This window comes from Actinomadura rudentiformis, assembly GCF_008923185.1.
GTDB classification, from domain to species: domain Bacteria; phylum Actinomycetota; class Actinomycetes; order Streptosporangiales; family Streptosporangiaceae; genus Spirillospora; species Spirillospora rudentiformis.
Window position 1 is genome coordinate 49,325 of sequence record NZ_WBMT01000014.1, and the last position, 24,806, is coordinate 74,130.

The 24,806-nt window shown below is 69.6% G+C and carries 21 protein-coding genes; 8 read left to right on the plus strand and 13 right to left on the minus strand.

Annotated elements, in window-relative coordinates; all coding sequences use genetic code 11:
• The first annotated feature begins 83 nt into the window (after window positions 1-83).
• Window positions 84-992, plus strand: coding sequence for a TIGR03621 family F420-dependent LLM class oxidoreductase (locus F8566_RS27815; protein ID WP_151564803.1), 909 nt, complete (start codon window positions 84-86; stop codon window positions 990-992).
• Between the two features lie 17 nt (window positions 993-1,009).
• Here F8566_RS27815 and F8566_RS27820 read toward each other — a convergent pair whose 3' ends face one another.
• On the minus strand, window positions 1,010-2,113 hold the full coding sequence (locus F8566_RS27820) for a cytochrome P450 (protein ID WP_151564804.1): 1,104 nt from the start codon (window positions 2,111-2,113) through the stop codon (window positions 1,010-1,012).
• Window positions 2,070-3,509 (minus strand): ABC1 kinase family protein, encoded by a 1,440-nt coding sequence (locus tag F8566_RS27825; protein WP_151564805.1) that lies wholly within the window; start codon window positions 3,507-3,509, stop codon window positions 2,070-2,072. Before F8566_RS27825 ends, F8566_RS27820 begins: the two co-directional genes overlap by 44 nt.
• Before the next feature lie 53 nt (window positions 3,510-3,562).
• Between F8566_RS27825 and F8566_RS27830 the strand changes: the two genes are divergently transcribed.
• From F8566_RS27830 to F8566_RS27850, 4 genes are all read left to right on the plus strand, one after another.
• Complete coding sequence (locus F8566_RS27830; RefSeq protein WP_225993588.1) at window positions 3,563-4,153, plus strand: TetR/AcrR family transcriptional regulator; 591 nt, start codon at window positions 3,563-3,565, stop codon at window positions 4,151-4,153.
• A 133-nt stretch (window positions 4,154-4,286) separates the two neighbouring features.
• A complete protein-coding gene (locus F8566_RS27835) occupies window positions 4,287-5,324 on the plus strand; it encodes a M29 family metallopeptidase (protein ID WP_151564806.1) in 1,038 nt (345 codons plus the stop codon).
• Window positions 5,321-6,850: a maleate cis-trans isomerase family protein gene (locus tag F8566_RS52690; RefSeq protein WP_225993589.1), complete on the plus strand. Its 1,530-nt coding sequence runs from the start codon at window positions 5,321-5,323 to the stop codon at window positions 6,848-6,850. Before F8566_RS27835 ends, F8566_RS52690 begins: the two co-directional genes overlap by 4 nt.
• Window positions 6,831-7,631 (plus strand): putative protein N(5)-glutamine methyltransferase, encoded by an 801-nt coding sequence (locus F8566_RS27850; protein WP_151564808.1) that lies wholly within the window; start codon window positions 6,831-6,833, stop codon window positions 7,629-7,631. Before F8566_RS52690 ends, F8566_RS27850 begins: the two co-directional genes overlap by 20 nt.
• On the opposite strand, the gene F8566_RS27855 is transcribed toward F8566_RS27850, so the two are convergent.
• Complete coding sequence (locus tag F8566_RS27855) at window positions 7,616-8,194, minus strand: dihydrofolate reductase family protein (protein ID WP_151564809.1); 579 nt, start codon at window positions 8,192-8,194, stop codon at window positions 7,616-7,618. The genes F8566_RS27850 and F8566_RS27855 overlap by 16 nt on opposite strands.
• 525 nt (window positions 8,195-8,719) lie before the next feature.
• A complete protein-coding gene (locus tag F8566_RS27860; RefSeq protein ID WP_151564810.1) occupies window positions 8,720-9,985 on the minus strand; it encodes an HNH endonuclease signature motif containing protein in 1,266 nt (421 codons plus the stop codon).
• Window positions 9,986-11,755: 1,770 nt separating this feature from the next.
• Here F8566_RS27860 and F8566_RS27865 point away from each other — a divergent pair.
• Both F8566_RS27865 and F8566_RS27870 read left to right on the plus strand, forming a co-directional pair.
• Window positions 11,756-12,244 carry a hypothetical protein gene (locus F8566_RS27865; RefSeq protein WP_151564811.1) on the plus strand — a complete coding sequence of 163 codons (489 nt, stop codon included), beginning with the start codon at window positions 11,756-11,758 and terminating at the stop codon, window positions 12,242-12,244.
• Window positions 12,245-12,430: 186 nt separating this feature from the next.
• Complete coding sequence (locus F8566_RS27870) at window positions 12,431-13,018, plus strand: hypothetical protein (protein WP_151564812.1); 588 nt, start codon at window positions 12,431-12,433, stop codon at window positions 13,016-13,018.
• 37 nt (window positions 13,019-13,055) lie between these two features.
• On the opposite strand, the gene F8566_RS27875 is transcribed toward F8566_RS27870, so the two are convergent.
• The 9 genes from F8566_RS27875 to F8566_RS27915 all read right to left on the minus strand — a co-directional run bounded on the left by F8566_RS27875 (window position 13,056) and on the right by F8566_RS27915 (window position 22,337).
• Window positions 13,056-13,883: an alpha/beta fold hydrolase gene (locus tag F8566_RS27875; RefSeq protein WP_151564813.1), complete on the minus strand. Its 828-nt coding sequence runs from the start codon at window positions 13,881-13,883 to the stop codon at window positions 13,056-13,058.
• Window positions 13,876-14,514 carry an isochorismatase family protein gene (locus F8566_RS27880; protein ID WP_318836445.1) on the minus strand — a complete coding sequence of 213 codons (639 nt, stop codon included), beginning with the start codon at window positions 14,512-14,514 and terminating at the stop codon, window positions 13,876-13,878. The genes F8566_RS27875 and F8566_RS27880 overlap by 8 nt, the downstream gene beginning before the upstream one ends.
• Window positions 14,507-15,151, minus strand: coding sequence for an SRPBCC family protein (locus tag F8566_RS27885; protein WP_151564814.1), 645 nt, complete (start codon window positions 15,149-15,151; stop codon window positions 14,507-14,509). The genes F8566_RS27880 and F8566_RS27885 overlap by 8 nt, the downstream gene beginning before the upstream one ends.
• Window positions 15,148-15,633 carry a (2Fe-2S)-binding protein gene (locus F8566_RS27890; RefSeq protein ID WP_151564815.1) on the minus strand — a complete coding sequence of 162 codons (486 nt, stop codon included), beginning with the start codon at window positions 15,631-15,633 and terminating at the stop codon, window positions 15,148-15,150. The genes F8566_RS27885 and F8566_RS27890 overlap by 4 nt, the downstream gene beginning before the upstream one ends.
• Before the next feature lie 129 nt (window positions 15,634-15,762).
• Entirely contained in the window at window positions 15,763-18,123 is a 2,361-nt protein-coding gene (locus F8566_RS27895; RefSeq protein ID WP_151564816.1) for a xanthine dehydrogenase family protein molybdopterin-binding subunit, read from the minus strand.
• A 13-nt stretch (window positions 18,124-18,136) separates the two neighbouring features.
• Window positions 18,137-18,940: an FAD binding domain-containing protein gene (locus F8566_RS27900; protein ID WP_151564817.1), complete on the minus strand. Its 804-nt coding sequence runs from the start codon at window positions 18,938-18,940 to the stop codon at window positions 18,137-18,139.
• 7 nt (window positions 18,941-18,947) lie between these two features.
• Window positions 18,948-20,348 carry an MFS transporter gene (locus F8566_RS27905; RefSeq protein ID WP_151564818.1) on the minus strand — a complete coding sequence of 467 codons (1,401 nt, stop codon included), beginning with the start codon at window positions 20,346-20,348 and terminating at the stop codon, window positions 18,948-18,950.
• 90 nt (window positions 20,349-20,438) lie between these two features.
• Window positions 20,439-21,707 (minus strand): FAD-dependent monooxygenase, encoded by a 1,269-nt coding sequence (locus F8566_RS27910; RefSeq protein ID WP_151564819.1) that lies wholly within the window; start codon window positions 21,705-21,707, stop codon window positions 20,439-20,441.
• Between the two features lie 159 nt (window positions 21,708-21,866).
• Window positions 21,867-22,337, minus strand: a complete 471-nt coding sequence (locus F8566_RS27915; protein WP_225993591.1) for a MarR family winged helix-turn-helix transcriptional regulator — start codon at window positions 22,335-22,337, stop codon at window positions 21,867-21,869.
• A 173-nt stretch (window positions 22,338-22,510) separates the two neighbouring features.
• Between F8566_RS27915 and F8566_RS27920 the strand changes: the two genes are divergently transcribed.
• Window positions 22,511-24,799, plus strand: coding sequence for an FdhF/YdeP family oxidoreductase (locus tag F8566_RS27920; protein WP_151564821.1), 2,289 nt, complete (start codon window positions 22,511-22,513; stop codon window positions 24,797-24,799).
• Window positions 24,800-24,806 lie beyond the last annotated feature (7 nt).

A 24,806-nucleotide genomic window follows, 5' to 3' on the forward strand; every position in this document is an offset into this window, starting at 1 on the left:
CGCTACCGGCCGAGACTGTCCCTTCCCCCGCGACGTTAGCGCCGCATATGTTGGCGAGCAAGCGCTTGGTATATGGAGGTCCGATGTTCCGCTTCGCCGCAGTGATCCGGATGGCCGAGTCGGCCAAGGCCTGGGCGGAGAAGGCCCGCCGCCTGGAGGACTCCGGATTCGACGCGCTCCTCGTGCCCGACCACCTCGTCGGCCCGCGCTTCGCGCCCGTCGCCGCGATGACGGCGGCCGCCTGCGCGACGTCCCGGCTCACGGTCGGCACGCTCGTCTTCGCGAACGACTTCCGCCATCCCGCCGTGCTCGCCAAGGAGGCGGCGACGATCGACGTGCTCTCGGACGGACGGCTGGAGCTCGGGATCGGCACCGGCTGGATGGCCCACGACTACCACCGCGCGGGCCTGACCCTGGATCCGCCGGGAGAACGCGTCGACCGGCTCACCGAGGCCATCGACGTCCTCAAGGGACTGTGGCGCGGCGGGCCGTTCTCGTACGATGGCCGCCATTACCGGCTCGACGGCCTGGAACAGGAACCGGTCCCGATCCAGCGCCCCGGACCGCGGCTCATGCTCGGCGGCGGCGGGCCGCGCATGTTGCGGCTGGCGGCCCGCGAGGCCGACATCGTCAACCTGACCATGCGGGTCCGGGCGGACGGCGCCGGACCGGACACCACCGACGGCGGCCCCGACGCGTTCCGCCGCAAGATCGACGTCATCCGCGCCGAGGCGGGCGGGCGCGACATCGAGCTCGGCACCTCGATCCTGAGCATCGGCCGCGACGCCGGCCCGAACGGCACGGCCGCCTGGAGCGCCGCCGCCCCCGAAGCGCAGACCGACACGCCGCAGGTCCTCACCGGCGACACCGCGAAGATCTGCGACGACCTGCGCCGCTGGCGGGAGGAACTCGGGCTGACCTACTTCGTGCTCCACCACGAAGCCGACTTGGGAACGTTCACCCCCGTGGTCTCAGCACTCGCCGGGACCTGAGCGAACGAGCGAAACGACTAGGACCCGCGGACTCTGAGCTCCTGGAGGCCGTGGAAGGTGGTCGAGTCACGCCAGAGAGGTTCGCCGGACGCCAAGGCAAGGCCGGGATACCGGGCGAACAGCCGCGGCAGCGCCTCGGCCGCCTCCATCCGGGCCAGGCCCGCGCCCAGGCAGAAGTGGTGACCGGCCCCGAACGCCAGGTGCGGCCCCGGCTCGCGCGCGAGGTCGAGCCGGTCCGGGTCAGGGAACCGGCGCGGATCCCGGTGGGCCTCGTCGATGGCCACGACCACCTGGCGGCCCGCCTCGATCCGGTGCCCGCCCAGCTCGTGGTCGGTCAGGGCAAGCCGTACGGCCAGCTTGACCGGTGACACGGCGCGCAGCAGTTCCTCGACGGCGCGTGCCGGATCCGCGTGGAGGTACGGCACCTGGTCGGGATGCCGCAACAGCGCGAGGGTGCCGTTGCCGATGAGGTTGGCGGTCGTCTCGTGTCCCGCGGCGAGCAGCAGAACGCAGGTCCCCAGCACCTCGTCAAGGGTCAGCTCGCCTTCGGCGAGGAGCCCGCTGATGAAGTCGTCGCCGGGATGCCGCCGGCGCTCGGTGAGCACGGGCAGCAGGAACATCGCGAGCTCCTGCGAGGCGGCCAGGCTCCGTTCGAGATCATCGTCGCTCATGCCGATCTCCAGCATGCGGACCAGCGCCGGCGTCTCGGCCCGGAACACCTCGGCGCCCTCCACCCCCACGTCGAGCAGCTCCGCGATCACGGCCAGCGGGATCAGGTAGGCGGCCTCCGCCATCAGATCGATCTCGTCGCCCTCGTCGAAGAGCCCGTCCAGCACGGCGTCGATCACGGCGACGACCCGTGGCCGGAGCCGTTCCACCGCGCGCGGCGTGAACGCGGGCGCGACCAGGCGCCGCAGCCGCGTGTGGTCCGGCGGGTCCATGAAGAGCAGGATTCCGGGCGGAAGTGCCCTCAGGATGACCGGCGCGATCGGGTTGCGGTGGGGATCGTTGCTCCAGCCCTGCCCGCGCAGCACTTCCGACGCCTCGTTGAATCCGGCGACGACGAAGGATCCGAGCTCATCCGCCCACCGAACCGGCTCGGTGAAGGTTCCCGTTGGCACGATGCTCCTTCCAGAATTCCTGGTCCTGCTCGCCGAGCGGGGTGGCGGGCGGCCCCCCGCGGTCCCACTCCCGGCAGATGCCGTCCCAGTGGCCGGTGGCGCGCAGGTCGCCCAGGACGGCCGTCATGCCCATGTCGATGCGCATGAGGAACAGGTAGGCGGGCCCCGTGGTCAGCTGCCGGACCACCGAACGGTGGGGTCCGAACGGCGAGAACGCGTTCTGGACGATCTCCGCCGCCTCCTCGGGGCTGTAGGTGTAGGGCTGCGGCTCGATCATGGACCGCAGTGACGACCCGAACCAGCCCGTCAGCTCCTCGGGCGCGGGCGGATCGTCACTCGCCGGGTCAATGAAACCGATGGCCCTCACCGCGGCGGCCAGCGCGTCGGCGTCCCCGTCCACCGTGGCGGTGACGAAGTCGGCGATCCGGCGGACCTGCCCCGGCGTGAACCGGGTGACACAGCCGAAGTCGACGAAGGTCACCGTGCCGTCAGGGTTGAAGAGGTAGTTGCCGGGGTGGGGGTCGGCGTTGAAGAGCCCGAGCCTGCGCATGCTGCCGATCGTGAAGCGGTAGATCACCTCGCCCCAGCGGTCCTTCAGCTCCTGGTCCGCCTGGAGCGCCTCCTGCCAGCGCATCCCGTCCGCGAGGTCCTGGGTGAAGACGCGGCCGGTGCACAGCTCCGGCACGACCTCGGGGACGCGGATGAACGGGTGACCCCGGTAGGCATCGGCGAACTCGCTCTGGTTGGCGGCCTCGGCCCGGTAGTCGAGCTCACCGCCGATGCGTTCGGTCACCTCGCGGGCCAGCGCCTTGACGTCGAGCCGGGTCATGGTGCCGGTCAGCGGGCGGCCGAGCTGGAGGAACGTGGCCAGCAGCTCGGTGTTCTGCAGGTCGGAGCGCATCGCCTCCGCCACCCCCGGGTACTGGATCTTCATGGCCACCCGCCTGCCGTCGTGCAGCCGGGCGGCGTGCACCTGCCCGATCGACGCCGCCGCGAGCGGCCGGCGGTCGAACTCGGCGAACAGCTCCTCCGGAGGCGCGCCCAGCTCGGAGATGATCACGCCGCGCGCCACCTCGTACGGCATGGGCGGCGCGTCGTCCTGCAGCCGCTGGAGCGCCGCCCGGTAGATCCGCTGGTAGTCGCCGTCCACCGCCGGGGTGAAGTTGACGAACGAGAGGATCTGACCGGCCTTCATCAGCACGCCCTTGGACCGGCCGAGCCGCTGGGCGTAACGCTCTGCGGCCCGGGCGTGGAAGTCGGCTCCGTCGTCCTTGCCCGTCACCCGCTTGCGCAGGGACGCGACCACCGCCTCCCCGGCGGTGCGGCTCGCCGTGCCGAGCAGCGGAGCCGCGCGGACGACGCGGCCACGGCGGATGGCATGTGGTTCCTCAGCCATGAACACGTCCCCGTAAGTAGACACTGCCGTCGCCTAAGTGTTTACTTAGGACCGTGAGCCAGTCAACCCCGACCCGGGAGCGGATCATCGACGCCGCGATGCGGCTGTTCGGCGAGAACGGCTATCGCGGCACGAGCGTCGCCCAGATTGAGAAGGCCGCCGGGCTGACCCCCGGGGCGGGCGGGCTCTACCACCACTTCCGCACGAAGGAGGCGGTGCTGCGGGCGGGCATCGAGCGGCACCTGGCCCGGCTGGACGCGCTGCGCGACATCCGCCGCCTGCTGGGTGACCTCGGCGACCTGCGCGCCGAGCTCACGGTGTCGGCCCGCTACATCCTGGCCGAGCTGGACGGCGAGGAGGAGCTGCTGCGGATCCTGGTCTCCGAGGCCCGCAGCCGGCCCGAGCTCGTCGAGGTCGCGGTCGAGCAGCTGGTGAGCACCACCTACACCGAGTTCGCCGCCTGGTTGCGCGACCGCGCCGAACTCCCGGCCGGGCGCGCGACGGCCATGGCGGCCGTCGGCCTGGGCTCCCTGCTGTCCTCGCGGATGCTCCGCAGCGTGCTCGGTGTGACCTCGGTCGGGGTCGACGACGAGACGTTCGTCGCCACCTGGGTCGAGATGATGCACGCCATGCTGGCGGAATGAGCGGCTTCGCGACCCGCTGAACCGCCCGGATCACATGTGACAACTCTGTTTCACCCCTTGCGCCGCACAACTCGTCCGTGTTCGGATTAGTTGCGCCAGATCGTCCGTGTCCGGACTAACTGCGGAGGGGCCGATGGATCAGAACCTGCTGAACGAGATCTGCGTACGGCAGCTCACCCTGAGCGGGGTGCACGAGGGCGAGACCGTCGCCGTGCTCTCCCAGGGCGACGAGCGGCTCGACTACGCCGACGCGTTCCTGTACGCGGCGAGCCGCCTGGGCGCGAGCTCGTACCACCTGCGGCTGCCCAACTCCCTCGACCTCTCCGGGGCCTGGGCGGTGGGTGACTCCGGCCTGGGCGGCAACCCGGAGGCCGTCGAGGCGCTCAAGCGGGCCGACATGCTGGTCGACTTGAAGTTCCTGCTGTTCTCCAAGGAGCAGTTCGCGATCCAGGACGCGGGCACCCGCATCCTGACCTGCGTCGAGCCCGCTCCCCTGCTCGCCCGCCTGATGCCCACCCCCGAGCTGCGAGAACGCGTGGAGGTCGGCGCCGAGCTCCTCGCCAAGGCGAGCACCATGCGGATCACGAGCCCGGCCGGGACGGACGTCACGTACCGCCTGGGGGTCTACCCGACGATGAGCGAGTACGGCTACACCGACACCCCGGGCCGCTGGGACCACTGGCCCGCCGCGTTCGTCTTCACCGGCGGCGCCGACGACGGCGTGGACGGCACCATCGTGCTGTCCCCCGGCGACGTCCTGCTCCCGTTCAACACCTATGTGCAGACTCCGGTCACGCTCACCGTCGAGCAGGGCTTCATCACCGACATCCGGGGCGGGCTCGACGCCGACCTGCTCTCCTCCTACATCACGTCCTTCGACGACCCGCGCGGCTACGGGATGTCGCACGTCGGCTGGGGTCTCGACGAGCGCGCGCAGTGGCACGGCCTGACGCAGTTCCCCGGCGGCATGGGCATGGAGCTGCGGTCGTTCTACGGGAACGTCATGTTCTCGATCGGGCCCAACAACGAGCTCGGTGGCCCGAACGACACCCCATGCCACTTCGACATCCCCATGCGCGGTTGCAGCCTCTTCCTGGACGACGAGCCGATCGTCCGCGACGGCGACATCGTCGTCCCCGAGATGCGCCCGGCCACCCGGAGGACCCAGTGACCGACCACCACATCGGCCTGATCGTGCCGAGCTCCAACCTGACCATGGAGACCGAGCTCCCGCGCATGCTCCGGGCCCGCGAGGAGGCGGACCCCGCCGACCGCTTCGTCTTCCACAGCGCCCGCGCCCGGATGCAGCACGTGACGCCCGAGCAGCTGCGCGCCATGAACGCCCAGGCCGAACGTGCCGCAGCCGAGCTCGCGGACGCCCGCCCCGACGTCGTCACCACGGCCTGCCTGGTGGCGATCATGGCGCAGGGCCCGCGTTTCCACTGCACGGCCGAGGACTCCATCCGCGAGGCCCTCCGCGCCGAAGGCTCCCAGGCCCCCGTCGTGTCCAGCGCCGGAGCCCTCCTCACCGGCCTGGCCGCCCTCAAAGCACAACGCATAGCCGTCATCACCCCGTACATGAAGCCGCTCACCCAGAAGGTCGTGGACTACATCGAGAACGAGAACATCGAGGTGGTCGACGCCCTGAGCCTGGAAGTCCCCGACAACCTCGCCGTAGGCCGCCTGGACCCCGCCGACCTCCGCGACCACTGGCGCAAACTCTCCCTGGCCAACGCCGACGCGCTGGTCCTCTCAGCCTGCGTCCAGATGCCGTCCTCCCGTCCATCCAGGCCGTCCAGGACGAGGCGGGCCTCCCCGTCCTCTCCGCCGCGACCGCCACCACCTACAGCGTCCTGTCCACGCTCGGCCTCACCACCACGGTCCCGAACGCGGGCAGCCTCCTGGACGGCACGCGCTGAGCTAAGGGCGCAAGGCACCGGACACGGCCCGCTGATCAACGGCGTTGGCGCTGAACGGATTGCGGGGGCTGTGTTCGCCATCGCAGGTCGTGATGCCGTCGGGCGTCGTCTGCCAGGTCGATGGTTTCCACCGCGCGTGGTCGCCCACCAAGGCGGCCGCCAGGGCGTCGGCCCCGGGGCCCGCCCCGGCGCCCTGGAGTGCGGCGGTGACCATTTCGACGGCGTGGCCGGGCACATGGAGATCGCCCAGCATCGGGAGCGCGAGCAGCATCCGCTGGTCGGGGTCGAGGACGCCGAAGTCGGCCTCCGGCGCGCGGCGCAGGCCCTCCAGCTCCGGCCAGCTCAGCCCCGGCCCGCACGCGCATCCAGCGATCCAGGCGACCGCGGCCTGCCCGTCGATCACCAACACCCTGGAGTATTCGGGGATCTGGCCGGTGTCAAGCATGTTCTCGTAGATGACGAACGCGACGCCGCCGCCGTTCAACGGAACCTCGAAGTAGGGCCAGCGGGCGGGATCCGCCAGACGCGATCGCCCGGTGGCAGCCGGCAAGCCGAACGCCTCCTCGACGAGCCCGTCCTCCGTGGCCATCGACAGATGAGCCGCCCAGAACCACGGCCGATCAAGCAGCGGAGTCCCGTCGACCAGAGGGGCGGACTCGTCCAGCATGATCGACATCGTCGCACGAGTGATCCGGTAATATCGCTGTTCCGTGCACGCCCCGAGGAGGTGAGTCCCGTCAACGCCACTTCATGGCCGGGTGCTCACCCCCGCGACTAGAGAGCACCCTCCACACACCCGAGAGGCTCTCTTGTCGATCGTCACCAGGCTCCGCGCCGCAGGCTGCGTCTTCGCCGAGGACGAGGCCGAACTCCTCATCTCCACGGCCCGCAGCACCATCGAACTGGACGCCATGGTGGAACGCCGCGTCGCCGGCCTTCCCCTCGAACACGTCCTCGGCTGGGCGGAGTTCTACGGCCTGCGCATCCACGTCTCCCCCGGCGTCTTCGTCCCCCGCCGCCGCACCGAATTCCTCATCGACCAGGCGGTCGCCCTGACCGCTCCCCCGGCCACCGTGGTCGACCTCTGCTGCGGCACCGGCGCCCTGGGCGCCGCCCTCGCCGCCACGCTCCCCGGCATCGACGTGCACGCCGCCGACATCGACCCCGCCGCCGTGCGCTGCGCCCGCCGCAACCTCAGCCAGGTGTACGAAGGCGACCTCTTCGAGCCCCTCCCCGCCCACCTCAAAGGCCGGATCGACATCCTGCTCGCCAACACCCCCTACGTCCCCACGGACGAGGTTCCCCTGCTCCCCTCCGAGGCCCGCGACCACGAACCCAAGGTCGCCCTCGACGGCGGCTCGGACGGCCTGGACATCCTCCGCCGCGTCACCGCCGCCGCCCCCGAATGGCTGGCCCCCGGCGGCCACCTCTTCATCGAGACCAGCAAACGCCAAGCCGAAACCGCCCACGAGGCCTTCACCCAAGCAGGCCTCCACACCCGGACAGCCCACTCCGACGACCTCAACGCCACCGTCATCATCGGTCAGCGGGCTCCGTAGATCGCGATGACCACCCCGGTGGCGGTGGTCACCGAATCGACGAGCCGCAACGAGGCGGTCGTACTGTCCTCGAACAGCCGGCGCCCCGCCCCCAGCACGAGCGGGTGGATCTGGAGAACGAACTCGTCGACCAGATCCGCCCGCATCAGGGCTTGGACGAGCACACCACTCCCGAACACCACGAGATTCTCGTCGACCCCGCCCTTGAGCCCCTCGATCGCCGTCACCGGATCGCCCTTGAGCAACACGGAGTTGACCCACTCAAGAGGCTCTTCCAGCGTTGCCGACACCACGTACTTCTGGACACGGTTAAGCGCGTCGGTGAACGGATTGGGCTCCTGCTTCGGCCAGAACGACGCGAAGTCCACGTAGGTCCGCCGCCCGGCCAGCAACGCCCAGGACTCCCCCATGCGCTCGCCCATCGCGGCCGCCATGGCCGGGTCATTGCGCTCCTGCGCCCACCCACCGTGCTCGAAGCCGCCCCGCGTGTCCTCATCAGGCCGCCCCGGAGCCTGCATCACACCGTCGAGCGTCAGATGCTCGATCACCACGATCTTCCCCATCCCCACGCTCCCTCCTTCTGCCTTCACCCTCTACACGAACGGCCCCTCCCCAAATCGACACTCCGCTTCACACGCCCCTCGTTCACGCGGTTGGCTCCCCCACGCGTCCGCGATGGAGGCCACGAGATTCATCCCCGACCGTTCTCTAGGTCAACGCGGTCGGAAAGGCGCCGCCGCGTGCACGATCCACACCTCGACAAGCAAGCAGTGCCGCTCTCGAGTGAGCCTCAAAGGAAAGCCGGACGATGATCCCTCCGGCGTTCACGTGCAAGACCGCGTCCGTGATCAGCGCCGGGCCGTGATGGGCGAGCCACTCGAACATGGCCCGCAGCCGGGTCTGGCCGTTGCCGGGTCCATCGACGCCGCCAGGCCGGGTGACAACACCCTCAGATCATCAATGACAATGGCAATCAGTCACGCCCGGCCCGGCGACCGTGATCCCGTGCACCAGGGACGCGAAGAAGGAAACGGGCATGCCTGTAGGCCCGGTGCAGGAAGGCGCCGGGCCGCAGGGTCATGGGGTGATCAGGCCGCGAGGTGGTCGTCGTGCCAGGGATTGGCGGCCTGATCGATGGGCCTGTCGCGTCTGGATCTGGCGATCCCGTCGGGTGGCAGTGCCCGGTACCGGTAGCGCCCCTCATCGGTTTTGGTGATCTGTATTTGGTCGGGGTGGGTGTGTTTCCACCGGTTGTGCCAGCCGCAGCACAAGGCCAGCTTGTCGATGTCAGTGGGGCTGTTGCCCAAGGCCCAGCCGTCGACGTGGTCGACCTCGCACAACAACCCCGGCACTTCGCAGCCCTGCACCGCGCACGTGTCATACAACGTCTCCAGGACACGACGTTGCCCCGAGCTGGCGATCCGGACAGCGTGGCCGAGGTAGAGCGGCACGTGGTCGGGGCCCAGGATCAGCGGGGAGACACCGGCATTGAGCGCGATGCGGCGGACCTGCGCCGCGGGGATCGGGGTGCCGTCGCGCAGCCGGCCGGGTGTGTCTCCGCCGGTCAAGGTGTCCAGGTCGGCGATGACGGTGATGCGAGTGTCCTTGTGCCCGCCTGACAGCACGGTGGACAATGCGGCGGCGGTGCGTTCGGCCAGGTCGCGTCGGTCGTCGCTGCCGGCGGGCTTGGCCAGCGGCGCCAAGGTGCCGTCCAGGAGGGCGGTGTCTTCGGGGTTGAGCCAGCCTTTGACGTAGCAGCCGCCATCCAGCGACCGACTCACGGCCAGCCATGACCGCTGATAACCCCGCCGCACATCCTCGGGCGGCTTGTCATCCCCGTTCCGCTCAACGACCAGATCATGAATCTTGGCGCCGAGCCGCGCGACCTTCCCCGCCGACAACCCCTCACCCGCAGCCGCCAGAAAAATGTCTTCAGCCCTCGCACAATCCTCATCGCTCAGCCGGTGGACCGCGTCGGCGACGGTCGCGGCATACCCATACGACAAGTCCCCGGTAGCCATCTGCGCATTCACCCGGTGCAGCCGCGGGAGTTGGCGGGCCAGGGTGATGCGTTCTTTGGCGCGGCCTTCGCGCATGCCCATGCGGCACCGCAACCACGCCTGCGTGGACGACAAACCCCAATGCTTGGGTTCACCGCTCCGGTCCACCACCGCGATCAAACCCGCCAGCGCGTATTCGGCTTGGTCGATGGCGGTGGCCAATTCCTCGGCCAACTCCATGCACACCGACCCCGAATCAGGCGCGGCACGTTGCGCAAGGTGAGTGGCGATCACGGCTGCCGCTTCCACCAATTGCGCGGTGGAAGCGGCAGAAAGATCCGCGATCGAATTCATGCTGTTATTGTATCGTCACGTTCGGTCATATGGCAAGGTGTCGGGTGGCTATTGGCGACCGTATCTGGCCACCGATGCGCTGATGTCGATTTGGGGGGATTTGTGCATCGTTCTTGGTTGCTCAATGACGGGCGAATCGGAGGTCGAGCCGACATCATTACCCCCGGATCGGTGTGTCCGTCGTTATTGATGGGGTCGGTGGATTGTCATCCCCCGGCTTGTCGAGTGGCTATTTGCGACTGTTTCTGGTCATGGATTTTCTGGTGTCGATTTGGGGGTTTTATGTACTGGCCTTCGTGGCTGGACGACGGGTGAGTTAGAGGCCGAGTCGACATTGCCTTCCGTGATCAGCGTCTTGTTTGTGGCCGTCGTTGATGGGCGCTCGGCTGGGTGGCCATCCTCCGGTTGGCGCGTGGTTGGGGGCGAGTGAGTCGGAGGTTAAGTCGGCTGATCTAGGTGGGTGGTTGAGCGGTGCCGAAGTGACCGTTTGTGAGTCCGTGCGGCTTACTGCGTGTTGCTGTCACATTGGTTGCGATTGCGGAAGTCCAGCCAGGCGCCAAGAGGGAGGACGGGTGGCGGCCTGGGGTTGCGCTAAACCCGCGCTCCGCGCGGCTCAAGGTTGGAACATCAGCCACCACCAGACCCGCGCCATCCGAACACGCCTCGCCCGCCCACCTCCCTTCTTGTCGCTGCCGCTTTTTGGCCTCCGCCCCCATCCCTGCCGGTAGCCGGGCGGGATGCCGAGCCAAAGGGGAGACCGCCGCCGCCAACCGCGAAGCGGCACAGCAGTAACCCGCAGATGCGCAAACCAGCGAACGGGCGCAAAACTCAATACCCAGGAAATCTTCGTTCTTCGTCGCCGATATTTGAAGCTAAGCCGTGCTGATCCGCAACCGGGTGCCTGCACCAGCAAAGGGGACGAACGTAGCGCGACTGCCCAACCACACCTTGGAGCGCGTCTCTTCCGGCACGGCCTCCCGGGGACAAAGCAATCAAAGTCCTGCTGTTCCCCTCCGGGGCCGTGACCACGAACCGGAGAACACCCTCGACGGCGGCATGGGCAGTCGGACAGCCACCACCATCTCACCACTGGGGCGCGCCAATGGTTGGCCATTGGCGGCCCACCTCCTGATCGGGGCCAGCAAAGCGCCAATCCCGATCGGGTTGCTCCGGACCGTCAGGCGCGACGGTCGGCACGATGAGCTGAGTGTCTGGTCGTTGGCGGCCAGGAAGATGCTCCAGCCGTGGGCGCCTTCGTTTCCTGAGCGGGGGTTCGGCGACGGGAGGCGCGATGGTGCAGGCGGCGGAGCGGGAGTTGGGAGTATTCGTGCATCGCTTCGAGACCGACGACGACTCCCGGCGGGGCGCGGGTGGGTGTGATCTCCTTGCTCGTGGGTCTGGTGGCCGGATTGGTGTCGGTCCCCGTGCTGATGTTCGCCGACGAGCAAGTCCGCAGGGTCGCTGGGCTACCGCTCGCGGTCGCGCTCGCCGGGCTGTTTCGCGTCGTCCCCTGGGATCACATCAGCCGGATCTCTACTCGAAGCCAGAACCACTGGGTCGCCAGAAGCTTGGCTGGGACGTCTACGCCGTCGTCAAGATCAAGCGTGGCGGCGTCCGCAAGGGTGGACGCCTGCTCATCACGGGCTTCACCAGCGACGCGGTGAAGCTTGTCGGCACCGTCCGGCACGGCTTGGAGCACGGCGAGGTGCCGCCGAGAGCCTGAGGGAAATCATGTGGATTAGCTCGCTGCGTGCGTGCGAGCATCGCGGCGTGGACGTGGCAGTGCAATGGGTGCGGGTCTACTGGACTCGGCGAACGCGTGGCGGCTCTGGGGCGGCGAAGCGCAGTGCCCTTCCTGAAGCCTTCCCGCTGCCCAATGCCGAACCGCCGTTCGTCCACGAAGTCTGGATGTCCGAGGGCAGGGACTTCGAGCCCGTGTCGGAGCTCAGGGACGGGCCGCCCAGCGCTGACCAGGTGGAGCTGACCGAGTCGGACGGCAGGTTGTACGTCAGGCTCGTGCCGGAGATCTCAAGGTACAAGCTGCGCGGGCTTGAGCCGGGTTGGGCTCGGACGGGGGTGCCGCTCAAGCGGCGGCACACGTTGCGCTGGCAGATCAACTATCTGATCACCATGAACGAGCGGGGTTGGTACTACCGGCTCGACACACTCAATGTCGCCTACGGGGTCCACTCCGCCGAGGTTTTCGTTCATCCGCCCGTCCGGACGATCGATGGACGCACGCATCTCTATTGGCACTAGGCGCTGAGGAGCCAGAAGTTTCTCGGATGGTGGTCAGGGGCCGGCTTGTGAGTTGTCCCAGAAGACCATGTGGCCGGAGGCGGGGATCTTGACCAGGTGGGCTTCGGGCTCGACGGCCGGCACGATGAGCTCGGCTGACAGCGGGTGCGTGTCTGGCCGTTTACGGTCAGGGAGCGTGATCCGGTCGTGGGCGCCGTCGTTTGCGTGATCCTGAGCGAAGATGCGACGACGGGAGGCGCGATGGTGCGGGCGGCGGAGCAGGAGTTGGGGGCGTTCGTACGGCGCTTCGAGACCGACGACTCCCGGCGGGGCGCGGTGGGGGTGACCTCGTTGCTCGTGGGCCTGGTGGCCGGGGCGGCGTCGGTGCCCGTGCTGATCGCGATATTCGCCGACGGGCAGCGGGGCCAGCTGGTGGCCGGGCTGCTGCTCGGGGTCGCGCTGGTCGGGCTGTGGTGGGGCGGCTCATGCCTGCGGCGCTATTTCATGACGCCCGGCGAGGTGTTCAGGGTGCGGACCGGAGGTCTGGCGTACGAACACGCCACCCAGTTCCGGGTAGTCCCCTGGGATCACATCAGCCGGATCTCTAACCGGGGGCAGAACCACTGGGTGGGCCAGATGCTGGGCTGGGACGTCTACACCGTCGTCAAGATCAAGAGTGGCGACGGCCGCAAGGGTGGACGCCTGCTCATCACGGGCTTCACCAGCGACGCGGCAGCACTGGTCGGTGCCATCCGCCAGGGCCTCGAGCACGGCGAGGTGCCGCCGCGAGCCTGACGGAGATCGTGCGGCTTGGCCCGACAGGCGCAGGCCACTAGACGAGGGCGCGGAGGATCTCCCGGGTGGTCTTGAGGGCGGCCTGGGGATTGTCCCAGAAGACCATGTGACCTGCGGCGGGGACTTCGAGGAGTTGGGCGGCGGGGTTGGCGCGGGCGGCCTCGGCGGCGCCGGCGGCGGTGACCACGGGGCTCTCGGCGCCGTAGATCAGGGTCGTGGGGGCCGGGACGGCGGGCCAGATGTCGAAGAAGTCCTCGGTCTCGAAGCCCCGGTGGGTGGCGGCGATCGCGTCGGCGCCGCAGCTGGACAGCCAGCGGGCGCGGAGCTCCTGTTCGCGGCGGGGCCAGCGGGGCCAGGAGCGGGCGACCTCGTCGGCGGTGGTGCCGCGTTGTGCCTGGGAGAGCTGGTTCTGGAACGCGTCGAGGGTCGTCGGGTAGGTGCCTCGGCCAGGGCCGCTCATGGGAGGGTCGACAAGGATCGTGCCGCGAAGGGCTGTCTTGGTGGCGACCAGGGCGGCGATCCGGGCGCCCATGGAGTGGCCCAGGAGGATCGGGGCATCGAGGCCGGCGAGCTGTGCTTCGGTGTCGGCGGCGTAGTCCTGGAGGGTGTACGAGGGACCGTCGTCGGAGAAGCCCCGGCCTCGTACGTCGAGGACGATGGGGCGGACGAGGTCAGTGAGTTCGCGGGCCACGAAGTCCAGGGCGATCGCCGGGCTGGTGATGCCGGGGATGATGACCAGTGGCGTTCCGGGGCCTCCGTAGTCGAGGGCGTGGAGGCGGAGTCCGTTCGAGGTCGTCCAACGGCTCTGGGCCCGGATGTCGGCCAGGTCCGCCAGGGCGGATTGGGTGAGGGTGCGTTCAGGCATGGGCTCCCGCCAGGTAGTCGCAGGCGTCGGCGAGGCTGATCACGTCGCCGTACTTGGCCTGGATGTCGAAGAGGTTCGCGTCGTGCGGGCCGGTGGCGCGGTCGCCGACGCACTCGCGGGGCACCAGGACCGAGAAGCCGGACTGGACGGCGTCGACGGCGGTGGCGCGGACGCAGCCGCTGGTGGTGGCGCCGCAGACCAGGACGGTGTCGCAGCGCAGCGCGGTCAGGGTTGCGGCGAGGGTCGTGCCGAAGAACGCGGAGGCGCCCTTCTTAGTGATCAGGATGTCGCCAGGGCTGCGGGGCAGGCGAGGGTCGATCTCCACGGCCGGGGTGCCCTCGCGCATCGCCCGCATCCCGGGTGCCTTGTGCAGCCAGGTCACGGTGTCGAGTTCGGCCGGGGTGTACGCGATCGTGGTGAAGATGACCGGTGCGGGGCCGCTCTCGATCAGGGTGGAGGTGGCCTTGACGACGTCGGACAGGTCCGCACCGGAGGGGTACGCAGGGTCGGTGAAGCCGTTCGTGAGGTCAACGATGATCAGCGCTGGGCGTTCGCCGCGGCGGACTGGGTTGCCGAAGCCCGCAGTGGAATAGGTGTCGTCGGTCTCCTGGCCGTACATCCCGTCAGCCACGGCGCAGCTCCTTTAGCTGCTTGGACTGCGCGCTCAGCTTGCCCAGCAGCCAGCCCTGGAAGAGACCGACGGCGAACGCGGCGGCGATCGGCGCGTATTTGGCGGCGGATGGCGGGACCAGCGCCGATATCGTGGCGGGCTCCTGGGCAGCGGGCCTTGGGACAGCGGACTTCTGGGCGGGCACGCCGGTGCGGTCGGCCTCGATCAGGGCGGCGAGGTTCGTGGCGAACTGCTGAAGGAGGCGGTTCGAGACCGTGACGATCGCGCCCTTCCCGAACTGGACGAGCTTCCCGCGGATCAGCAGGTCCGTCTTGATGCGGAGGACCGAGCCTTCGGGGGCCTCATCGACGGTCAGGCTCACCTCGGCTTCGGCGTCGCCGCTGCCGTGCGTGTCGGCGCCCCGGCCCTGGAGGCGCAGGTGGCGGCGGGCCTCGTCCACCTCCAGGAACCTCACGGTCCCCGCGTACGCGGCGGTGATGGGGCCGACCTTGACCTTGACGCCGCCGCTGTAGGTGTCGCCGTCGCGGCCCTCGAGGGCGGCGCCGGGCAGGCACGTCACGACGCGTTCGACGTCGTTGATGAGAGTGAAGAGCTCGTCTGGGGCGGCCGCCACGGCGATCTCGTTCTCCAGGATCATCGGGACTCCTCCCGGGCGCGGGCGCAGTCCTCGATCGCGTCGACGATGGTCTGGTAGCCGGTGCACCGGCAGAGGTTGCTGGACACGACCTCGCGGATCTCCTCTCGGGTGGCGTCGGGGCGTTCGGCGAGGAACCCCTCGGCGAGCATCAGGAAACCGGGTGTGCAGAAGCCGCACTGCAGCCCGTGGTGGGCGGAGAACGCCCGCTGCAGGTCGTTCATCTCGCCGTCGGAGGCGAGCGACTCGACCGTGCGGACGTCACGGCCCTCGGCCTGGGCGGCGAAGACCAGGCAGGCGCGGACCGGGGCGCCGTCGAGCAGGACGGTGCAGGCACCGCAGACGCCGTGCTCGCAGCCGACGTGGGTGCCGGTGAGGCCGATCTGATGCCGCAGCACGTCCACGAGCGTGTGCCGCGACTCGATCACGAGGTCGTCGTGCGTGCGCCCGTTGACGGTCAGGCTGATCAGCAGTTTCTCGGTCATGGCGCCGCCTTGTCTGGACTGAGGAGGGAGGAACGACCGACGAGGGAAGACAAGGCGTCAAAGCGCCATGACCCGGAGCGGCGGAGCCGCGACCATGAACACGTCATGGCGCCGCCTTGTCTGAACTCGTCATGCGAACACTCCGATCGTGGCCAGCGCCCGTTGGACGGTCTCGGGACGGATGGGGGTGTCGTCGAGCTCGACCCCGGTGGGGCGCAGCGCGTCGTTCACGGCGTTGAGCACGGCGGCGGGGGCGCCGATCGTGCCGCCCTCGCCCGCGCCCTTGGCGCCGCTCTCGGTGAACGCGCAGGGCGTCTCCAGGTGGTGGACCGAGATGTCGGGGATCTCGCCCGCCGTCGGGACCTTGTAGTCGATGAAGCTGGCACAGGAGGGCTCGCCCTGCTCGTCGTAGGTGATCTCTTCGAAGAGGGCGCCCGCGATCCCCTGGGCGATGCCGCCGCGCGCCTGCCCCTCGACGACCTGCGGGTTGATCGCGACGCCGCAGTCCTCGACGCACACGTAGCGCAGGATCTCGATCTGGCCGGTGCCCGGGTGCAGCTCGACGACCGCTCCGTGGGCGGCGTTGCTGAACGTGCCGTCGCCGTGGACGTCGAACGTCGCGCTCGCGGTGAGCCCGGGCTCGGCGTCCTTCGGCAGCAGGTGGGCCTTCAGATAGGCGACGTCGGCCAGTTCCTCGAACGAGAGGGCACGGCCGTCGTCGCGGCGGCGGACCCGGCGGGCGTCCAGCTCGACGTTGTCGTACGTCGTTTCCAGGAGGTGCGCGCCCAGGGCCAGGAGTCGTTCGCCCAAGGCGGTCGCGGCGCGGGCCACGGCGCTGCCGCCGATGGTGGCGGATCTACTGGCGAACGTGCCGAATCCGTACGTGATGCGGTCGGTGTCGCCCTGATGGATTTTGACCTCGGCGATGTCGAGGCCGAGCCGGTCGGCGACGATCTGGGCGAGCGTCGTCTCGTGGCTCTGCCCATGGCTCATCGTCCCGGTGGTGACCGTGACGCCGCCGCTGAGGTCCATCCGGATCTCGGCCATGTCGAAGCCGGGCACCACAGCCATCTTGCGCTTGGCGAACGCCGCCGAGCCGTAGCCGGTCCGTTCGCTGAAGCAGGAGTAGCCGATCCCGATGAAACGGCCACTGGAACGGGCGGCGCCGCGCCGCTCGTACCAGCCCTCGTCCTTGAGCACCCGCTCGCACAGGTCGAGCGACTCCAGGTACGAGCCGGGGTCGTAGGTGACGTCGTTGATCCCGGTGTACGGGAACTCGGTGATCAGGTTGCGGCGGCGGATCTCCACGGGGTCCATGTCCAGCTCGCGGGCGGCCCGTTCGAAAAGCCGCTCCATCACCATGACGATCTGCGGGCGGCTCACTCCCCGGTACGGGGCGGTCGGCGCCTTGTTGGTCGTGACGGCACGGCCTCGGACCCGGTAGGCGGGCACCTTGTAGACGCCGGGCAGTTCGGCCGACGCCATCAGCGGCTCGATGCCGGCCGTGAACGGGTAGCAGGAGTACGCGCCCATGTCGCACACGATGTCGGCGTCCAGCGCGAGGAGGCGCCCGTCGCCGTCGAACGCGGCGCGCACGTCGTACCGCTGCTCACGAGCCAGGAACGAGGCGGTCAGTGCGTCCCGGCGATCCTCGATCCACTTCACCGGCCGCCCCGCCTTCAGGCAGGCCGCGCCGACCGCGATCTCCTCCCGGCCGACCACGCACTTCAGGCCGAAGCCGCCGCCCATGTCGGGCACCAGCACGCGCACCGATCGTTCGGCCAGGCCGAGGCAGCCGGCCATCACCGTACGGACCTGGTGGGGCACCTGCGTACAGGTCTGGACGAGCAGTTGCTCGTCCCGCGCGTCCCAACTCGCGACCACGCCCCTTGTCTCCAGCGGCAGCGCGTTCTGGCGCCCGGTCTTGGCACGGACGCGCACCACGCACGGCGCCTCGTCGATGATCCGGTCGATGCCCTCCGTCGCGAACATCGACACGTCCACGAGGACGTTCCCCGTCGCCGCCTCGTGGACGAGCGGCGCGCCGGGCGCCATCGCGACCTCGTCCGACACCACGGGGGCATCCGCGTCATAGGTCACGCGGGCCGCTTCGAGACCGTCCTCGACCGCGTAGGGATCTTCGGCGAGCACGATGGCGAGCGGCTCGCCCACGTACCGCACCCGATCCCGCGCCAGCACGGGCATGTCCGTCTGCACGAACTCCGAGGCCGGCCGGTCCAGGATGGCAGTGATGTCGCCCATGTCCAGATCGGCGGCCGTGTACGCGGCGACGACGCCCGGCACGGCCAGCGTCGCGGACAGGTCGATCGAGACCACGGTCCCCGCCGCGATCGTGCTGCGCACGAACTGGGCGTGCAGCATCTGCGGCAGGTGGATATCGTCCACGAACCGGCCCTGCCCGGTCAGCAGCCGCGGGTCCTCGCGGCGGCCCACCGACGAGCCGACCCACGTCCCTCGTCGCTCGGTCATGGCTGAGTGCCCTTCATGACTGGGCCTCCTCGCAGGCTCGGGCCACCAGGGTCCGGGTGAGGACCCTGCGGTATTCGGCGCTCCCGTTGGCGTCACCCGGCGGATCGATCGCCGCTGCGGCGGCCTCGGCGCAGTCGGCGAACGATCCGCCCGAGGCCAGCACGGCCTCGGCCTCGGGAACGCGGACGGGCGCGGGCGCGACACCGCCCAGCACCACGGCGGACGTCTCCAGGTCCACGGCGGCGACGACCGTGGCGAAGTCGCCGCGCCGTTCGGCGAACTCGGTGAGCGCGGCCCGGCGGCCGGAACGCGGGAAGACGATCTCGAGGATGATCTCCTCCGGCTCCAGCGTGGTGGTGAAGAAGCCGAGGAACAGCTCGGCCGCCGGGATCGTGCGGCGCCCCTCCGGTCCCTGCACGATGATCTCCGCGTCCAGGAGCAGCGCGAGCAGGCACCACTCGGCGGTGGCGTCGCCGTGGGCGAGGCTGCCGCCGGCCGTTCCCCGGGTACGGATGGGCAGGTGGCCGATCCACTCCATCGCCTCGCTGAGGAGCCCGAGGCCCGCCGTCTCGACCTCATGGTGCGTGGTGAGGGCGCCGATCCGGACGGAGTCGCCGTCCCGCCGTACATGGGCGAGCTCGCTCCACAGGCCGCCGAGGTCGACCAGGTGGGACGGCCGGGCCAGCCGGAAGTTCATCATCGCGACCAGGCTCTGGCCTCCGGCGATGTACTTCGCGTCCGGGCCCAGCTCGGCCACCAGGTCGATGGCCCCGGCGACGTCGCGGGCGCGATGGTAGGTGAAGGGCGCGGGCTTCATGTGCGCGTCACGCCCTCACGGGGACGGGGTCGGGCTCCTCGCCGGGCTTCGGCGCGGGCTCGGTGACGTGGTCGAGTTCCCGGCCCTTGGTCTCCGGCGCGCCGGCCGCCATCCACAGGACCACCACGACGGTCACGCCGCCCAGGACGGCGAACGTCCAGGTGAGGCCGAGCGCGGGCCAAAGCAGGGTGCCGAAGATGAACGGGATGAAGCCCGACACCACCCGGCTGGCCGACGACGCCCAGCCGAACCCGCTGGCCCGGATCTGGGTGGGGTAGAGCTCCGCCACGTACGCGTACAGCACCGGGATGGTGACCTGGATCATGAACCCGAAGACGCCGAGCCACACCAGCGCCGTGGTCTGCAGGTTGAGAGAGGCCGCGAAGGCGACCAGGGCCGCCGCCGACACCGGCGCCGAGACACCGATGACCCACTTGCGGCCGACGACCTCGACCAGCCAGGCCGACAGGAGCACGCCGACGATGCCGACGCCCGTCATCAGGGTGGTCTTGGCGAACGCGGCGGCGTCGGTGTAGCCCTCCTCCTTGAGGATCGTGGGCATCCAGCTCAGCGCGACGTAGTAGACGGTCATGACCGTGACGAACAGCGTCCACGCCACCGACGTTATGCGCGGGCTGAAGCTCCACACCAGGCGGAGCTGGTAAAGAGCGGCGCGCAGACCTCGCGGCCCGCCCGTCTCCTCGGGCGGTGCGGTGATGACGTAGGGCTCGGCGGGGGTGCCGGTCCGCGCCACCAGATCGTCGATGATCTCGCGTGCCTCGGCCTCGCGGCCCGCCTTGGCGAGGTACATCGGTGACTCGGGGATGCCGCGCCGCACCCAGAACAGCAGCAGCGCAGGCATGATCATCACGGCGAGCATCCAGCGCCAGTTGCCCTGGACGGGCTCCAGCAGGGTGGCTGCCACCCCGCAGAAGGTGGCGCCGATCGGCCACCAGACGTCCATCGCCGAGAGGATCTTGCCGCGCAGCCGACTCGGTGAGAACTCCCCGACCAGTGCGTAGTCGACCGGGATGCAGCCGCCCAGGCCGACGCCCGCCAGGAAGCGGAACAGGAGGAAGACCTCGTAGCTCGGCGACAGCGCGCCGAGGACCGAGAACAGCGCGAAGATCAGCAGTGTGAGGCTGAAGGCCTTCTTGCGGCCCATCCGGTCGGCGATCGTGCCCCAGGCGACGGCGCCGACCGCCATGCCGATGAGGTTCGCCGTGGCGATCAGGCCCTTCTCGCCGACCGACAGTTCGAAGTGCTTGGCGAGCAGGGGGGTGAGGAATCCGTTGAGCGCCACGTCCCAGGCGTCGAACATGTAGCCGAGACCGCCGATGATGAAGATCTTTCCTTGGACGCCCCACTTCCAGGGCAGTTCCTGGACGATCTGGTTTCCTGTCTTCATGGAGGCTCCCGCCAGGTGCGGTGAAAGGGTGCTGCGGTGAATGGTCGAGCCGGGAATGGTCGAGCCGTGGACGGTTCAGCCGCGGATGGCTCAGCCGTGGAACTGGTAGGCGAAGGACTCCTGGTCGGGGTCGTTGAGCGGCGTGCCGCTCCAGAGCCACTCGTAGGAGACATCGGACTCGCCACCGAAGTTCTTGAGCTTGGCGTCGCGTTCGCGCTGCTCAGGCCCGTCCGGCAGGTGGTAGAAACGCATGTTGCGCCAGGCCGCGTCCTGGACCATCCCGGCGTGTTTGGCGCGCCGCGCCACATAACGGGCGAGGGCCCCCGCCACGCCCGTCACCGGGACCGAGCCGAGCTCCTCGGCGAGCACGGCCGCGTCCTCCATCGCCTGTGACGCGCCCTGTGCCTGGTAGGGCAGCATCGCGTGGCAGGCGTCGCCGAGCAGGGCCACGTGCCCGTCCACCCATACCGGATCTCGGCGGCGGTGGTACATGGCCCAGGCGGAGATCTCGCCCTCCGCCTTGGAGAGCATCGCGGCCACCCGGTCGTCCCAGCCCGGAAAGGCCTCGACGAGCTCGTCCACGGTGGCCGAGACGGTCCACCGCTCCTCCACTTCGGGGGAGCAGGGGACGATCGCGACGACGTTGAGGTACTGGCCGCCGCGGATCATGTAGTGCACCAGATGCCGGTCGGGCCCGTACCAGATGGTGCTCTGGAACCGGTCCACCAGCCAGCGGGTCGCCGGATCGGCGGCGATCTTGTCTCCGGGGATGAGCACGCGGTAGGCCATCTCCCCGGAGAAGAGCAGTGTGTCGGGCATGCCGAGGGCGTCGCGGACGCCGGACCGGATGCCGTCGGCGCCGACCAGCACGTCGGACTCGTGCCGCTTTCCCGCCGCCGTCACGGCGACCGGCCGGGCGGGGTCGCCCTGGTCGATCGAGACCACCTTGCTGCCGGTGTGCACCTCGACCATGGGGCCGGGGGTGTCCGGCGACAGGCAGGCGTCCAGCAGCACCTTGTGCAGGTCGGCGCGGTGGTAGTGCCAGTACGGAGCGTTGTGCGTGCGCTTGCAGAAGTCACCGAGCGGGGTCACCGCGATGACGCTGCCGTCCTCCCACCGGCGCCGCACCTGGTCGAGCGGCTCGGTGTGGATGGCCTCCAGTTGCGAGCGGAGTCCGAGCGCCATCAGGACGCGGCTGGCGTTCGGCGCGGTCTGGATGCCCGCGCCGACCTCGCCGAGCTGCTCGGCCTGCTCCAGGACCGTGACGCGCAGCCCTCGCTGCCGGAGCGCGAGCGCGGCGGTCAGCCCGCCGAGGCCACCTCCGACGATCGTGACGCTGTACGACTGGCTCGCAGTCAAAGCTCCTCCTAGCGATCGGAAACGCGGCACAGACAACCGATCCACGAAGGATTCGAAGATGCTCCGTGTTCGGACTAACTAATCCGAACACGGACGATCTCAAAAAAGCAAGGCCTGAGCTCCGATATAACCGGGCCGAAACGAAGTGGAACGCGGACGTTACTCGGCGAGCAGGCTCTCCCAGTGGGCGGCGAGCGAGGTCATCTCCCGCAGCCAGCGGTCCCGGTCAGCGGCCGAGTGACCGCGCATCAGGTCCTCGTCGAGCCGCCTCGCCCGGCGGTTGACCTCGTCCAGCCGCCGCTCCCCCTCGTCGGTGAGGTAGAGCAGCTTGCGGCGCCCGTCGTGCGTCGCCGTGTGCCGGACGATCAGGCCGTTGTCCTCCAGCCGCCGCACGATGTCGGCCATCGTGGAACGGTCGAGCGCGACCGAGGCGGCCAGCGACCCCTGGTCGACGCCGGGGTACTTGTTCACCGCGGTCAGCACGGCGAACTGCGGGCCGGTGAGGACCGGGTCCACCAGGCGGGTCCAGAGCGCCACGTACGACTGGTAGAGGCGGCGGGCCACGTATCCGGGGGCGGCGAGCAGCTCGGGTGGGGTGGTGACCTCCGTGCCCCGATCCGCCTTCGCCATAGCCGATTTCGCCGTCTCGCCCGCCATACGACCACCTAATCACGATCAGCGTGTGACCGGGCACTGCCCCCCGGCATGCGACAGTGGGACTATATGAGCCAGGACCAGCGTCAATGAGCCAGGACCAGCATCGATGAGCCAGGATCGGCACCAATGAGCCAGGATCAGTCGCGATGAGCCGCAGAGCACCCGTTGAGGACACCGGTGACGAGGGCCTGACGGTCTCGGCGCCCAAGGACACAGCCGCCGGGATCCCCGGCGTGACGCACGCGCTGCGCCAGTCGTTCGACCAGATGGGCGCCAAGCGCACGGCGCTGACGCTGCTCCGGGTCAACCAGAAGCAGGGGTTCGACTGCCCTGGCTGCGCGTGGCCTGAGGGCGACAAGCGGCACGTCGCCGAGTTCTGCGAGAACGGCGCGAAGGCGGTCGCGGAGGAGGCCACGACGCGGCGCGTCACCCGCGAGTTCTTCGCCCGCCACACCGTGGCGGAGCTGGCGGAACGCTCCGATCACTGGCTGGGGCAGCAGGGCCGGCTGACCGAGCCGATGATCAAGCGGGCGGGCGCCGAGCACTACGAGCCGGTGTCGTGGGACGAGGCGTTCGGCCTGCTCGCCACCGAGCTGAACGCGCTGGACTCCCCCGACGAGGCGCTGTTCTACACCTCGGGCCGGACCAGCAACGAGGCGGCGTTCGCCTACCAGCTCTTCGCCCGCGCGTTCGGCACCAACAACCTCCCTGACTGCAGCAACATGTGCCACGAGTCGTCCGGCTCGGCGCTCAACGAGACGATCGGCATCGGCAAGGGCTCGGTGCTCCTGGAGGACATCCACCAGGCCGACCTGATCTTCGTCGTGGGGCAGAACCCGGGCACCAACCACCCGCGCATGTTGTCGGCGCTGGAGGAGGCGAAGCGGTCCGGGGCCCGGATCATCGCGGTCAACCCGCTGCCCGAGGCGGGGCTGATGAGGTTCAAGAACCCGCAGCGCCCGTCCGGCATCGCGGGGCGCGGGACCTCTCTCGCCGACCGGTTCCTGCAGATCCGGCTGAACGGTGACCTCGCGCTCTTCCAGGCCCTCAACCGGCTGCTTCTGGAGTCGGAGGCGCCCGACGCGATCGACCGGGAGTTCCTCACCGCCCACACCGCGGGGTTCGAGGCGTTCGAACGCCACGTTCGGGCGCTGGACTGGGACGACGTCCTGGAGGCCACGGGCCTGACCAGAGGGGAGATCGCGGCGACGCTCGGGGACGTGCTGGCCGCCGACCGGATCGTGGTCTGCTGGGCGATGGGCCTGACGCAGCACCGCAATGCGGTGCCGACCATCCGCGAGGTGGTCAACTTCCTGCTGCTGCGCGGCAACATCGGACGGCCGGGCGCGGGCGTGTGCCCTGTGCGCGGGCATTCCAACGTGCAGGGCGACCGGACGATGGGCATCTTCGAGCGGCCGCCCGCCGCGTTCCTCGACGCACTGGCCAAGGAATTCGGTTTCGAGCCGCCGCGCGAGCACGGCTTCGACACGGTGGACGCGATCCGCGCGATGCGGGACGGCAGGGCCAAGGTGTTCCTCGGGATGGGCGGCAACTTCGTGCGCGCCACCCCCGACTCGGCGGTCACGGAGGCGGCGATGCGCTCGTGCCGCCTGACCGCTCAGGTCTCGACCAAGCTCAACCGCTCGCACGCCGTGACCGGTGAGCAGGCACTGATCCTGCCGACGCTCGGCCGTACGGAACGCGACACTCAGGCGAGCGGAGAGCAGTTCGTCTCCGTCGAGGACTCGATGGGCATGGTCCACGCCTCGCGCGGCCGCCTGGCTCCCGCGTCACCGCAGCTCAAGTCCGAGGTCGCCATCGTGTGCGGGCTGGCCCGCGCCACCCTGCACGCCGCCCTGCCCGCCACGGAGATCGACTGGGACGCGATGGAGCGCGACTACGACGTGATCCGCGACCATGTCTCCCGCGTCGTGCCGGGCTTCGAGGCCTTCAACGACCGGGTCCGCGAGCCGGGCGGCTTCACCCTCCCGCACGGTCCGCGCGACGACCGCCGTTTCGCCACCGACACCGGCAAGGCCAACCTGACGGTCAACACCCTGGACGTGCTGCGCGTGCCGGAGGGACGGCTGCTGCTGCAGACCGTGCGGAGCCACGACCAGTACAACACCACGATCTACGGGCTGGACGACCGTTACCGCGGCGTCAAGGCGGGCCGGCGCGTGGTGTTCGTGCACGAGGACGACCTGGCCGAGCTCGGCTTCGCGGACGGCGCCATGGTCGACCTGGTCTCGGAGTGGTCCGACGGGGTGGAACGGCGCGCGCCCGGCTTCCGGATCGTGGCCTACCCGACGGCGCGGGGGTGCGCCGCCGCGTACTTCCCCGAGACCAACGTCCTGGTGCCGCTGGACAGCACGGCCGAAATCAGCAACACACCGACGTCCAAGTCCATCGTCATCCGCCTCGAACCGGCTTAGTCTCTGG

Excerpts from the sequence above, each read along its gene's own strand:
- F8566_RS27885 (WP_151564814.1), bottom strand. The coding sequence starts at position 15,151 with ATGATCCTGGAGAACGAGATCGCCGTGGCGGCCGCCCCAGACGAGCTC.
- F8566_RS27860 (WP_151564810.1), bottom strand. The coding sequence starts at position 9,985 with ATGAATTCGATCGCGGATCTTTCTGCCGCTTCCACCGCGCAATTGGTG.
- F8566_RS27855 (WP_151564809.1), bottom strand. The coding sequence starts at position 8,194 with ATGGGGAAGATCGTGGTGATCGAGCATCTGACGCTCGACGGTGTGATG.
- F8566_RS27920 (WP_151564821.1), top strand. The coding sequence starts at position 22,511 with ATGAGCCGCAGAGCACCCGTTGAGGACACCGGTGACGAGGGCCTGACG.
- F8566_RS27890 (WP_151564815.1), bottom strand. The coding sequence starts at position 15,633 with ATGACCGAGAAACTGCTGATCAGCCTGACCGTCAACGGGCGCACGCAC.
- F8566_RS27900 (WP_151564817.1), bottom strand. The coding sequence starts at position 18,940 with ATGAAGCCCGCGCCCTTCACCTACCATCGCGCCCGCGACGTCGCCGGG.
- F8566_RS27915 (WP_225993591.1), bottom strand. The coding sequence starts at position 22,337 with ATGGCGAAGGCGGATCGGGGCACGGAGGTCACCACCCCACCCGAGCTG.
- F8566_RS27905 (WP_151564818.1), bottom strand. The coding sequence starts at position 20,348 with ATGAAGACAGGAAACCAGATCGTCCAGGAACTGCCCTGGAAGTGGGGC.
- F8566_RS27815 (WP_151564803.1), top strand. The coding sequence starts at position 84 with ATGTTCCGCTTCGCCGCAGTGATCCGGATGGCCGAGTCGGCCAAGGCC.
- F8566_RS27875 (WP_151564813.1), bottom strand. The coding sequence starts at position 13,883 with ATGCCTGAACGCACCCTCACCCAATCCGCCCTGGCGGACCTGGCCGAC.
- F8566_RS27835 (WP_151564806.1), top strand. The coding sequence starts at position 4,287 with ATGGATCAGAACCTGCTGAACGAGATCTGCGTACGGCAGCTCACCCTG.
- F8566_RS27895 (WP_151564816.1), bottom strand. The coding sequence starts at position 18,123 with ATGACCGAGCGACGAGGGACGTGGGTCGGCTCGTCGGTGGGCCGCCGC.
- F8566_RS27825 (WP_151564805.1), bottom strand. The coding sequence starts at position 3,509 with ATGGCTGAGGAACCACATGCCATCCGCCGTGGCCGCGTCGTCCGCGCG.